Source organism: Flavobacterium sp. Root420 (genome assembly GCF_001427905.1).
Taxonomy (GTDB): Bacteria; Bacteroidota; Bacteroidia; order Flavobacteriales; family Flavobacteriaceae; genus Flavobacterium.
On record NZ_LMEF01000005.1, the window covers coordinates 1 to 14,393 of the forward strand.

Annotated in this window: 5 protein-coding genes and 1 pseudogene; 5 read left to right on the forward strand and 1 reads right to left on the reverse strand. The window is 35.8% G+C overall.

Features of this window, described 5'->3' with window-relative positions; genetic code table 11:
• The 5 genes and pseudogenes from ASC72_RS24050 to ASC72_RS05355 form a co-directional block, all read left to right on the forward strand.
• Positions 1 to 1,182 (forward strand): annotated as a pseudogene (locus tag ASC72_RS24050) (hypothetical protein); the annotation flags it as partial.
• Between the two features lie 217 nt (positions 1,183 to 1,399).
• Positions 1,400 to 1,612, forward strand: coding sequence for a T9SS sorting signal type C domain-containing protein (locus ASC72_RS24755; RefSeq protein ID WP_371258436.1), 213 nt, complete (start codon positions 1,400 to 1,402; stop codon positions 1,610 to 1,612).
• Positions 1,613 to 1,797: 185 nt separating this feature from the next.
• Positions 1,798 to 5,649: a T9SS sorting signal type C domain-containing protein gene (locus tag ASC72_RS05345; protein ID WP_241775641.1), complete on the forward strand. Its 3,852-nt coding sequence runs from the start codon at positions 1,798 to 1,800 to the stop codon at positions 5,647 to 5,649.
• 471 nt (positions 5,650 to 6,120) lie between these two features.
• On the forward strand, positions 6,121 to 9,432 hold the full coding sequence (locus ASC72_RS05350) for a T9SS sorting signal type C domain-containing protein (RefSeq protein ID WP_056187967.1): 3,312 nt from the start codon (positions 6,121 to 6,123) through the stop codon (positions 9,430 to 9,432).
• 451 nt (positions 9,433 to 9,883) lie between these two features.
• Entirely contained in the window at positions 9,884 to 13,396 is a 3,513-nt protein-coding gene (locus ASC72_RS05355) for a T9SS sorting signal type C domain-containing protein (RefSeq protein ID WP_157849264.1), read from the forward strand.
• 61 nt (positions 13,397 to 13,457) lie between these two features.
• On the opposite strand, the gene ASC72_RS05360 is transcribed toward ASC72_RS05355, so the two are convergent.
• Positions 13,458 to 14,324: a cupin-like domain-containing protein gene (locus ASC72_RS05360; protein WP_082564240.1), complete on the reverse strand. Its 867-nt coding sequence runs from the start codon at positions 14,322 to 14,324 to the stop codon at positions 13,458 to 13,460.
• Positions 14,325 to 14,393 lie beyond the last annotated feature (69 nt).

The window sequence follows — 14,393 nt, forward strand, 5'->3', positions numbered from 1 at the left end:
ATCAATACAGGAAATATTGAGTATGTACGTACCACTCTTCCAATCCGTCAGGCAGATTATGTATACTGGTCAACGCCTGTTAAAGGACAGACTCTGGCAGCTGTTTCGCCTCTAACGGAAAGTGAYAAATATTTTAGATTTGATGGTACTGGYTGGGTTGCAACTCCTAAAACCAATGTGATGATTGTTGGTAAAGGATATATCATCCGTGGTCCGGAAGGAACTTCAAACACAGTAAGAACCCCATATACGGCTACTTTTAAAGGAACGCCAAATAACGGAACCATTACTACTGAAACATTCAGTGCAGGAAAGTATTATTTGATTGGAAAYCCTTATCCGTCTGCCATTGATGCCGATAAATTTATAAGTGACCTTAATAATAAGGGCTTACTGCAGGGRACATTGTATTTCTGGACACACAATACACCRGTAACACTTGGCGGTTATTACAGATATAATACCGATGATTAYGCAAGTTACAATTTGAGTGGCGGTACCAAAACAAAGAAAGCAGCAAAAAGTGCAAATAATGCACCGGGAAATATCGACAGCGAGCCACAGGGCTATATAGCAGCGGGACAGTCCTTTATGGCAGGYTTCAGTTTTGGTGGAGCAATTCAATTTACCAACTCAATGCGTATTGGCGCGGATAAAAACGCTCAGTTTTTCAAACCCGGCAAAACTTCAAAAACCACAGGTATCGAAAAAAATCGTGTGTGGTTAAATTTCAGTTTTGGTGGAGCAATTCAATTTACCAACTCAATGCGTATTGGCGCGGATAAAAACGCTCAGTTTTTCAAACCCGGCAAAACTTCAAAAACCACAGGTATCGAAAAAAATCGTGTGTGGTTAAACCTGACCAATGAAGAAGGTGCTTTCAAACAAATGCTGGTAGGATACATTGAAGGGGCAAGCAATGATTACGACAGAGGATACGACGGTCTTTCATTTGACGGAAACAAATACATCGATTTTTACAGTATAGGGGGGACAAGAAAATTTGTAATCCAGGGTCGTGCACTGCCTTTTACAGATACTGATACAGTTCCTTTAGGATATAAGACTACCATTGCCGGAGATTTTACAATCTCTATTGATCAGGCTGATGGTATATTTACCACTCAGTCCATTTATCTGGAAGACAAAACAACGGGCAAGATTCAGGATCTGCAAGCAGCANTTTACAATCTCTATTGATCAGGCTGATGGTATATTTACCACTCAGTCCATTTATCTGGAAGACAAAACAACGGGCAAGATTCAGGATCTGCAAGCAGCAAACTATACCTTTACAACTGCAATCGGGACTTTCACAGATCGTTTCGTGCTTCGTTATACTAACAAAACATTAGGAACAGGTGATTTCGAAAATATCGAAAACGGACTTTTGATTTCAGTGAAAGATAAAACCATAAAAGTTACTTCGGCAAAAGAAACTATTAAAGAAGTTACGATTTTTGATATCAACGGAAAACTACTTTATAACAAAAAGAAAGTTGGATCTACAGAGTTACAGATTTCGAACCTGCAGGCCGCCAATCAGGTTTTATTGGTAAAAGTGACATTGGAGAATGGATTTACAGCTACCAAAAAAATTATATTTCAATAAATAAAAAATGTTTACAATACCGAAAAGAGACGCATTACGCGTCTCTTTTTTTTGCGCTATTTTAAAAATCTATATCCTTAAAACTAAATCTAAATATCACCAAAAGTGGGTATTGTGCTTTTTCCTAAAGCCACTTAAATTACGGTTAATTCTTATCATTTAATAGTAACCTGATATTTTCGATTTTGATTAAACATTTATTTCTTTCATTGGTTTTAATGAACTTCATTAGTAAAACTCAAGTTTACGCACAACAAGGAAAGGTAGACGCAACTTTCAATACTCTTGATGATGGTTTAATAGGTGATGGTTTTGATAATACGGTTCGAAGCTTAAGCTTACAGGCCGATCAAAATTTAATTGTCGGTGGTGATTATTTAAATCTTAATGGAATTGCATCTTCTTATTTAACTCGCTTAAAACCGGACGGATCCATAGACGAAACTTTTAACACAGGAAGCGGTTTCAATGGTAAAGTATATGCTACTTATATTCAGCCAGATGGTAAAATTATAGCAGGAGGCAGTTTTACTTCTTTTAATGGAATCAGTTCCGGAAGATTGGTCCGTTTGAATCAGGATGGTTCTTACGACGAATCTTTTAATACTTCAGTTGCTGCAACCACAGGAATTATTTATGAAATTTCTCCACAAATCGACGGGAAAATTATAATTGTGGGAAGTTTTACAAGATATAATAATGTAACAGTTAATCGGGTCGCCCGTATTCTTTCAAATGGTTCTCTAGATACTTCTTTTATAACAGGTTCGGGGACTTCATCAAATATTACAAATGCCAGTGCCTTATCAGATGGGAAAATTTTGCTGACTGGGAATTTTACTTCTTTTAATGGGATTCAAAGCAATAAAATTGTCCGTTTATATCCTGATGGACGTGTTGATACGAGTTTTAATAGCGGTGCTGGTTTTGACGACGATGTAAGTGCTATGGTCGTTCAGTCTGATGGCAAAATTGTTTTAGGGGGAAAATTCACTAATTATAATGGAATGCTTGCCAATAGAATTATTCGATTAAATAATGACGGAAGCATTGATGACAGTTTTTTATCCGGTTCTGGTCTAAGTGCAGGATCAGTTCAGAAAATTAAAATGGATACTTTTGGGAATATCATGATTGGTGGTTCTTTTACAGGTTCTTATAATGGCAGTGATGTCAACAGAGTTTGTCTTTTAAATTCTCATGGCATATTAAAAACAGATGTTGACTTTGGTTCCGGACCTGCTTCAGCATCGGTTTTAGCATTGGCAAATGATCTGGAAGGTTCCTGGTATATCGGAGGTTCATTTTCCATTTTTGATGGGCTGAATCAGGGAAGATTAGCAAAGATTAATCCGGAAGGAGAATACGATACCGGATATTTGGCAGCAGGAATTGGTTTTGATAATTCGGTTTTAAAAGTTTTATCACTGGAGAATAAGAAAACAATGGTGTTTGGTAATTTTAAAAAATTTAATGGTGTTTTTGTTTCCAGAATTACCCGTCTTTTAGAAGAAGGGTTAATAGATCCTGATTTTAATGCAGGACAATTAGGGGCCAATAATTTAATTAAAACGGCAGTATTACAATCAGATGGAAAAATCATTTGCGGAGGAAATTTCACGAAATACAATGAAACACTTACCAATAGGATAATTCGGGTTTTACCTGATGGGGTCGTTGACGATACTTTCAGCATTGGTACAGGTTTTAATAGTCAGGTTTATGCAATAGCTATTCAATCTGATCAAAGAATCGTTGTTGGAGGAAATTTTACCCGTTATAATGATACTCCTGTAAATAGATTAATTCGATTATTGCCTAATGGTTCCCGTGATACAAGTTTTAATGTTGGTGTTGGAGCCGATGCAATTATTGAAGCGATCTTAATTCAGCCCGACAGGAAAATTTTGGTTGGGGGGCATTTTTCTAATTTTAACGGTCAGTCAATTTCGCGTTTAGTTCGGTTAAATGCTGACGGAAGTATCGATTCAGGTTTTAATGTAGGAAACGGATTTGATAAATACATATATGCAATGGCATTGCAATCTGACGGAAGAATTATCATAGGAGGAAATTTTCTCAATTATAATGGATCTTCGCAAAAGCGTATAGTTCGATTAAATTCTAATGGCAGTCTGGATGCCTCTTTCGAATCGGGTTCGGGTTTTAGTAAAGGTGATGTAAGGAGTATTTTGGTGCAGCCTGATGACCGAATTTTAGTTGGAGGTACTTTTTCCGGAACATACAAAAACTATACGTCTATGCGGCTTTTGCGTTTATTGAAATCGGGTGATTTTGATGCTTCTTTTGATGTTCGTCTTAACAACAAACTTTACACGATGAGTTTTACAGCAAATCAGAGGCTGATGATTGGCGGAGATTTTAATTCAGTTTCAGGCATATCCAAACATCGAATTGCAAGATTGAAACTTTGTCTGGAAGGCACGGTCTGGGATGGTAGCAATTGGTCAAATGGTTTTCCATCTGGTGGAAAAGAAGTGTTTTTTAAGGAAGATTATCCTTCTTTGATCTCGACAAATGTATGCAGTTGTAGTATCGATTATGGAAAAACAGTTACGCTTTTAAGCGGTAATACTTTAGATATAGAGTTTTCTTATTTAGGTTTTGGAACATTAGTTTTAGAAGATACAGCAAATTTATATCAGTCAGATGATGAAATGATTAATACGGGAATACTACATCTTAAAAGGAAGACCTCGCCAATTCTTAAATCTGATTATACCTATTGGTCATCTCCCATAAATAACCAAAAATTATTTGATGTTTCTCCTAATACGGCATCTGATAATTACTATTCTTTTTTTAATTATGCCTGGCAAAGAGAAAGTCCTTCTAATAATATGATTGTGAGTAAAGGATACATTATTCAGGGACCGACAAATTATTCTCCAACTATTCCTGAAAAATATGAGGCTGTTTTTAAAGGCATTCCTAATAATGGAATAATTAATGTAAATATTGGGTCTGCAAACATCTATAATTTAGTTGGCAATCCTTATCCGTCTACGTTAGATGCTGATGTCTTTTTAAATGTAAACAAAAAAAATATTAAAGGAACTCTTTATTTCTGGACACATAATACCCCTTATGCTAATAATAAATACACACAGAATGATTATGCGGTTTATAACAGGCTTGGTGGTGTGGGCACCAGGGCAGCGTTGACATCAGGAATTAATGAAACTGTACCGGATGGAAAGATTGCTTCCGGACAGGCTTTTTTTGTAGGCAGTTTAAGTGAAGGAACTATTGAATTTAATAATAGCATGAGGACTACTGAAAAAAACTCCATCTTTTTCAAGCCAGAAAAGATAAATCATATAAGCAGCAAAAATGTTTTCGAAAGACATCGTATATGGCTGAATTTGAAGAACTCGGCAGGTATTTTTAAACAGCTTTTAATTGGATATATTGAAGGGGCAACGAATTTATATGATAGTAATTATGATGCAGAATCATTTAATGCTAACCAGTTTGTAGATTTTTATAGTAATGTTGAAAATAAAAAATTAGTGATTCAGGGTAGAGGTTTGCCATTTGTAGAAACAGATTCAATTCCGCTAGGTTATTCCAGTACAATAGATGGTGAATTCAGTATTAGTATTGATCATAAAGATGGGATATTTGAAAACAGGTCTGTTTTTATAAACGATAAAGATTTGAATATTACATATGATCTTTCAATCGGGGCTTATACATTTTCTACAAAAAAAGGAACTTTTAAAGATCGTTTCAATTTAAAATTTGTGGATGAAAATTTAAAAACAGATACCTGGACAGCAGAAGCAAATAAAATTATAGTTTCTGCAAACAAAAAGAACATACTTATAAATGCCAATCAAAATAATATTAAGGATGTTATAATTTTCGACGTTGCAGGGAAACAAATTTATAAAAAAAATGAGGTTGAAAACACCAAATTATTTATTGAAAATCTATCTTCAAAAAATCAAATTTTATTGATAAAAGTTAGGTTAAAAAACGGATCTGATTCAACCACAAAAATTATATTTTAGTCCTATTTTTCTTCTTATTTGTATGTCATTTCTTTTAAAAAGAAGTGACTTTTTTTTGAAATAAATTTTACTTAAAATCCCCTTACCTGACGCTTTTTTTTAGGTTAAAATTAATTTTAACATAATTTTTTTTCAAATCATTATGTTTTTTGATGGAAAACTGAAAAATGTGCATTTCATTTATCAGGTGAGTTACATTTTTTAAATGTTGAATTACATAAAAAAAGAATATTTATGAGAAATAACTTAAAATAATAAAATCAATATTTTGTCGTGCAAATATAAGTCTCTGATTTAGATTTAGTTAGTTGAAAATTGTAAATTGTTTAGGGTGTTTTAGGGGTAAAATGGGGTTAAAAAAACAGTTTAAAAATCCTCTAAAGTAGATGCTCAAAAAAGCAAGTTTTCTTAGCGCTTTTTTAGAATAATTTATTTCAAGAAACGTATTGTCAAATTTAAATTTTACATGAGATGGACAAAAAACTACTTTTGATTTTTTTTATGTTATTTTGCTTTGGATTTTCAAATGGAGCTACTATAACAAGTACAGGAACGGGGAATTGGACTTCTTCAACCTCATGGATTGGCGGCGTTTTGCCTACAGCAAATGATGATGTAATTATAGGTACAGGATCATCTATAACGCTTAGTACAAATGTTTCTCTAAAATCTTTAACAATAAATGGTACCTTATTTGCTTCTGGAGACCCTATAGTATCAACTCCTGCTGGGAATGTATTGATTGTGACGATTAATGGCTTATTGGATTTTAATACGAATCAAAGTTCTGTTAGTTTTCCGGCCGGTACAATTGTAGATATCAATCCCCCGGGAAAAATTGATGACACAGGAGCAGGATGTTCAAATCAGGTTGCAATCTTTATTGGTACAGTAAAATTTGCAGTTTGTGTGGGTAGTGGAAATGCTGAATATACTTTTACCCAACTTAATGATTTAGGTGGAACTTTACAATCAAAGCCTTCTAGTAATGCTCCAGTTTGCGAAGGAAGTATACTTAACTTTACAGCAGCAAAGGACGGTGCAGACGGTGCTTCACTAAATTGGCATTGGTCTATAAAACCTCCCGGCTCGGGATCTTTTACTATATATCCTGATAAACAAAATGTAGTCTCTTTTGCAAATGCTCTACCAGGATCTTATGAAGCCACTCTTACTTATACAACAACGTACGGAGGATCTGTTTATACTAGTTCTAAAACTATTTTTGCAACGGTTAATATTAGGCCTACTGCTCCAACAATAGCTGCAAATGGACCAACAACCTTTTGTAGTGGTAGTAATGTTACCTTGACTTCTACTGTTGGTTCAGGATATTTATGGTCAACCGGTGCAACTACACAAAGTATAGTGGTGGCAACAACAGGAAACTATTCTGTTCAGATAACAAATGCATCAGGATGTCAAAGTCTTGCATCTGCTCCAACCACAGTTACTGTTAATGCGAAACCTGCTACTCCGACAATAGCTGCAAACGGGCCAACAACCTTTTGTAGTGGTGGGAATGTTACTTTGACTTCTACTGTTGGTTCAGGATATTTATGGTCAACCGGTGCAACTACACAAAGTATAGTGGTGACAACATCAGGAAATTTTTCTGTTCAGGTAACAAGCGCATCGGGGTGTCAAAGTCTTGTCTCTGCTCTAACTGCGGTTACTGTTAATACGAAACCTGCTACTCCAACAATATCCGCAAATGGACCAACAACCTTTTGTAGTGGTAGTAATGTTACCTTGACTTCTACTGTTGGTTCAGGGTATTTGTGGTCAACCGGTGCAACTACACAAAGTATAGTGGTGGTGGCAGCAGGAAACTACTCTGTTCAGGTAACAAATGCATCAGGTTGTCAAAGTCTTGCATCTGTTCCAACTACAGTTACGGTGAGATCTTTATTAGCTACACCAAATATTGTAACTGTCATACAGCCAACTTGTGTTATGCCAACAGGTAGTATAGAGTTAGGCGGATTAAACGCTGCAGTAAATGGGCAAATTGCGCAAAGTGGTACATTCATTCAAACTTATTCAGTTTCAAACTCTAGTTTTACAGTTTCTAATTTAGCTCCGGGAACATACTCTTTTACATTGCAAGATGGTGTAAATTGTTCTTCATCACCAACTATAAATATTGTGATAAGCTCCCCTGATATAAATAGTTGGAATGGTGTAACATGGTCAAAAGGGAGCGCGCCAATATTTTCTGATATTATAGAATTTGCTGCCGATTATCAATCAGTTGGAGATCTAAACGGTTGTTCATGTAAAGTAAATGCAGGAAAAGTAGTGACAATAAGTTCAGGTCATACATTATTTGTTGATAATGGGGTAACAGTCGAATCTGTAACTGGTGCTAAACTAATATTTGAGAATAGTGCAAGTTTGATACAGAAAAATAATGTTGTTAATACTGGAAATATTATCTATAAACGAGCGAGTGGTCCAATTCGTCAGGCTGATTTTGTGTATTGGTCAACTCCGGTTAATCCGCAAAAATTAGTCGATGTGTCACCATTAACTGAAAGTGACAAGTATTTTAGATTTGATGGAACAGGCTGGGTAATTACGGATAGAAATACAAATATGATTGTTGGTAAGGGGTATATAATTCGTGGCCCCGAAACTTACTCTAATGTCACCAGGACTGATTATACTGCTTCTTTTATTGGAGTGCCCAATAATGGAAACGTTACCACTGAGGCATTGGATAGCGGAAAGTATTACCTTCTTGGAAATCCTTATCCGTCAGCAGTAGATGCAGATCAATTTATTTTGGATAACCCAATTTTACAGGGAACATTGTATTTCTGGACACATAATACACCGGTAACCTTAGGAGGTTATTATAGATATAACGTCGATGATTATGCGAGTTATAATCTGACAGGTGGTGTTACCACCCGAACTGCGGCACTAACGGGTACTGCTGCTCCAGGAAACAATAGTGAAGTACCACTTGGCAAAATAGCAGCGGGACAAGGCTTTTTTGCTGGTATAAGTTTACCTGGTACGATAACTTTTACCAATGCAATGCGTTTTGGTGCAAACAATCAATTTTTTAAACCAGCGAAAACCTCTAAGACAGCGATTGTAGAAAAAAATCGTTTATGGCTTAACCTCACCAATACGGAAGGAGCTTTCAAGCAAACTCTTATTGGATACATTGAAGGAGCAACCAATGAAACTGAGAGAAGATACGATGGTGCTACTTTTAATGCAAATAAATATCTGGATTTTTATAGTGTAAACAATGGGAAGAAACTTTCAATTCAGGGACGTGCGATTCCTTTCTCTAATATTGATACGGTACCACTTGGATATAAAAGTACAATTGCCGGTAATTTTACCATTTCAATAGATAAGGCTGACGGCAAATTAACTAATCAGGCCATTTATTTAGAAGATAAAACAACAAATATAATTCATGATTTAAGAACTAGCAATTACACCTTCACAACAACAATAGGAACTTTTGATGATCGTTTCGTATTGCGTTATACCGATAAAACTTTAGGAACAGTTGATGTCGAAGATGTTGACCAGATGGTTCTGGTTTCGGTAAAAGAGAAAATTATTAAAGTGACATCAACCAAAGAAAATATTGGCAAAGTATTGATTTTTGATATCACCGGAAAACTTCTTTATGAAAAAGATAAAGTGGACGCTACGGAATTAGAGATATCTATTTTAAAATCTGTAAATCAGGTTTTAATTGTCAGAACAACTTTAGAAAATGAATATACCAATACTACAAAAGTTATTTTGTAAACAATAATATAAAAAAGTAAAAATCCATTCCGTTATGCGGAATGGATTTTTTTTTAATAATAAAATAGTTGCCACACCTAAATCGATTTATGTTTTATTTATGACGTCATTTTTCACAGGATAGGAATGGAAAAGTGTTAAAGTGTTGATTTTCAAGTAAAAGTTTTAATTATTTGTAAAAAAAATCATACCTTGTTAAATGTTTTCATTCGGTAAAACACCTTCAAAGCCCGTTGAATCACATTTTTTTATTTCTCGTCACAAAAAAACTACATGAAATAGTTTTTTTATCTGCCTTAAGACTTAGTAAATATCTTATTTGTTAAATAAGGAAACACTTTCTGTTTCTCTTGTATAAGTGTCAGTACACATTTTTTGTATTCCTACTTCAATTGTTGCGGTATTTTAAAAATAATTTTATTTGAGTTTTTAACCATTAAAAATGTTGGGTATGAAAAAATATTTACTTTCATTATTGACTTTTCTTCCGTTTTTGATATCGTCTTTTCTTTTCATGAAATTGATTAGAAATAAAGTTTGGTGTACTAAGCTAAAGTTGACCGTATCATTGTCGCTGATATCCCTGTCTTTATGGGCACAGTCTCCAATACATACTTTTAATACAAGTAACACTTTAGTTGTTCCGGCAGGAATTACTGATATGAATGTTAAAGCGTGGGGAGGAGGAGGTTCAGGTGGAGGTGCCTCTGGTGCGGGACTTTTATCTGGGCGAGGTGGTGCAGGTGGAGGTGGGGGTGCTTATGCCACATCTCAAATAACAGTAGTTGCGGGGATAACCTTAAACGTGATTGTTGCGGGCCAGACTAATGGAACGACTGGAAATGGAACAGCTGGAGGCAATTCGACTATTGTGACCTTTGAAAATACTATACAAGCTGCCGGCGGAGCCGGCGGGGGAGCAAATACTACAGGAGCTGTTCCTACAGGTGGTGCAGGAGGTAAGGCTTTGGCTTCATTTGGTACCACAAAAGTTGATGGCGGAAATGGCGGAAATGGAGATGTGGCATTGCTGTCTGCAGGGCTTAATTCGGGCTCTGGTGGAAACGGAGGTCTTCCTGGTGGCGGAAACGGAGGTTCTGGTATTTCAAGCGGAATATTACAAAATGGGCCTGGAAATCCAGGAGCTGCCCCCGGAGGAGGAGGAGGAGGAGCGATTAATGCGGCTTTAGGCGCTGCTCAATTAGGTGGTAGGGGAGCGGCAGGTCAGGTAATTATTAGTTATACTTGCCCAACGTATGGCATTTCGGGAGTTACGGCAACAGCTGTTTGCACTACAGCCGGAACCTCAACAATAACCCTGACAGGAAGTGCAGCTTCTTTGCCAATTGGAGTTTATACCGTTACCTACAATCTTACGAATCCCGTTCAAAATAACTTAAGCATTGCAATGACCATTGCAACGGCAGGTCAGGGCACTTTTCCATTGACAGGTTTAAATGCTATTGGTACAAGGAACATAACAATTATCAAATTAACATCGGAAGATTGCATTAGTAATATAAGCTTAAATAACAGTGCTAGTATAGTTACTTCTGCAGTTACAGCTGGTGGAACAATTGATGGCAGCACTGCAGTTTGTTATGGTTCTACAAGTGGAACACTTTCATTGACCGGAAATGTTGGTTCCGTTTTGAATTGGGAATCCTCTGTGAGTCCATTCTCTACCTGGACTCCTATAGTAAATACAGCAACAAGCTATGTTTCAGGTCCATTAACAGAAACAACCAGATTTAGAGCCGTAGTTCAAAGTGGAGGATGTTCGGTAGTAAATTCTGCGGAAATATCAGTAGCTATTAATCCTTTGCCTCAGGGAAGTTTAAGTGCGAATGGACCATTTTGCGGAACTGGTTCTCCACAATTGACTTTTACAGCCACACAAGGTACGGGGCCCTATACCATAGTTTACAAGGAAAACGGAGGGGCTGATCGCACGGCAACAAGCGTGATAAGTGGTACGCCTTTTGTGCCTTTTACAAGTTCAATAAACAGTTCTACAACCTATACACTGGTTTCTGTGACAGGTGCAAACACCTGTTTAAGACCAAATGGATTTACAGGAGGGTCTGCCTCTGTAACGGTTGAAACAAAACCATCTGCTCCAATTTTAGGTACAATTGTACAGCCAACCTGCGTTACGTCAACGGGGAGCGTTGTATTAAATGGATTAATCGCAGCAGTGAATTGGACAATTACCCAAAGCAATGGTACTGTTTTTCAGACTTATTCTGGTTCAGGAACTACTTTTACAGTTCTTAATTTGGCTCCCGGTAATTATACTTTTACAATACATGAAAATGCTAGTTGTATTTCATTACCAACAGTAAACGTTCAGATAAATGCGCCAATTACAAATATTTGGAACGGTGCATTGTGGTCAAAAGGAAGCCCGCCAATAAGTACTGATGCCATTGAATTTACTGGAAATTATCAAACATCTGGGGACTTGGCAGGCTGTTCGTGTGTTGTTAATTTAGGGGTAAATGTTACTGTGAATTCGAATCATACCTTGACAATTACAAATTTTGTGAGTAATACAGGAGGTATACTAACATTTGAAAATAATGCAAGTTTGATACAGATTAATAATTCGGTTAATACCGGAAATATTAATTACAAGCGAACAAGTAAGCAAATTCTTCAGGCAGATTTTGTGTATTGGTCAACGCCTGTTAATCCACAAAAACTGGTTGATGTTTCGCAATTTACTGAAAGTGATAAATATTTTAGATTTAACGGAACAAGTTGGGTGGCTACGGATAGAAATACAAATATGACCGTTGGTAAAGGATATATAATTCGTGGCCCTGAAACATACTCGAATACTATTAGAGCCGATTACACTGCTTCTTTTATCGGAGTGCCCAATAATGGAAACGTAACTAGTGAAGCACTTGATAGCGGAAAATATTACCTGCTTGGAAATCCTTACCCATCAGCAGTAGATGCAGATCAATTTATAACGGATAATCCAATTTTACAAGGAACCTTGTATTTTTGGACACACAATACACCGGTCATTTTAGGAGGTTATTATCGATATAATGTTAATGATTATGCAAGTTATAATTTAACTGGCGTTGTCGTAACCAAAAAAGCAGCACTAGCTCCAGGATATAATAATCAGGCACCAGATGGTAAAATAGCGGCAGGACAAGGCTTTTTTGCCGGTATTAGCTTACCTGGTACGATAACTTTTACCAATGCAATGCGTTTTGGCGCAAACAATCAGTTTTTTAAACCAGCGAAAACCTCAAAACCAGCAATTGTAGAAAAAAATCGTTTATGGCTTAACCTTTCCAATACTGAAGGAGCTTTTAAGCAAACCCTTATTGGATACATAGGAGGAGCAACCAACGATATAGAGAGAGGATATGATGGTGTTACTTTTGATTCTAATAAATATTTAGATTTTTACAGTGTAAACAATGGAAAAAAATTGGTGATCCAGGGTCGTGCTGTACCTTTTTTAGATACTGATACCGTGCCACTGGGATATAAAAGTGCCATTGCGGGTGATTTTACTATCTCAATAGATTACGCCGATGGTAATATGATCAATCAGCCAGTTTATTTAGAAGATAAAGTAACCAGTTCGATTCATAATTTAAGAAGTAGCGATTACACTTTTTCAACTGGGATCGGTAGTTTTGATGACCGTTTTGTTTTGCATTATACGAATAAATCTTTGGGTATAACAGATATTGAAGATATGGAACAGACAGTTTTGGTTTCTGTAAAAGAAAAAATCATCAAAGTAACATCAACCAAAGAAAATATGAGTGAAGTGTCTGTTTTTGATGTCACTGGAAAATTGTTGTTTAATAAAAATAAAATTAATGCAACAAAGTTGCAAATTTCAAATTTGCAATCAGGGAGTCAGGTTTTGCTGGTAAAAACAACTTTGGAGAATCAATATACAAGTACAACAAAAATTGTTTTTTAGTATTTAAGGTGCTAATAAAAAAGCAGTTGAAATTCATATTTCAACTGCTTTTTTATTGCTGTTAAGCAGATTTCGCTAAATTCTCATGTGTATTTTCAATCGCTTTTTGATTTTTATAATCAATCCATTTCTGGCCTTTAAATTTTCGCATCATAATATCAAAATGGCGCATAATAAAAACATTATAAGCCGCTTTTGATAAATTAGTAATGTTTCTTGGAAAAGCACGTAAACTCATAGAGAATCCCGGTGTCAAATATTTCATATAATGCCAGTATCCTTCGGGCATATATAACATTTCGCCATGTTTGAGATTGGTGATATAACCTTCAGCATTTTTTAGGGCAGGAAATTTTTCATAATCAGGATCATCAAAATCAATATCTTCTCTCGAAATTAAGGCATGTGGAACCTTATACATATACTTTGACTGATCCGGAGGAAAGATCATGCATTGTTTTTCTCCATGAAAATGAAAATGCAAAATATTCGAATAATCAATATCAAAGTGCATAAAGACCCTTGAGTTTTCTCCTCCAAAAAACAACATTGGCATTTGCTTGACCAGTTTTAATCCAATATCAGGCCACAAGAAGTCATCTTTTAACGTTGGGACTTCCTTCATTAGATTATAAAGGAAAATACGATAGTTGGTAGGTTTTGATTCTAAAAGATTGATATAATCGCTCATTTTCATTTTAGTATGTGCTTCATTAAAGCCATCTTCATGATTAACGGGTCTATTGTCGTATAAAGGAACGACAGTGTCACCGGCGATTTCATTGATATAGGATAATCTCCATTTATGATAAGCTGGCCAATCTTCGGTGAGCTCTTCGATAACAACGGGAATTTGTTTTTTTACATATTGGGAAATAAAATCAGCTTTTGAGATCTTTTTTACCCTTTCGATTTGTTTTAAATCCATCTCTATTAAATAAAAAAATTGCTTATAACACATGTTATAAGCAATTTAAAAATATTTTTCGAGATTTAT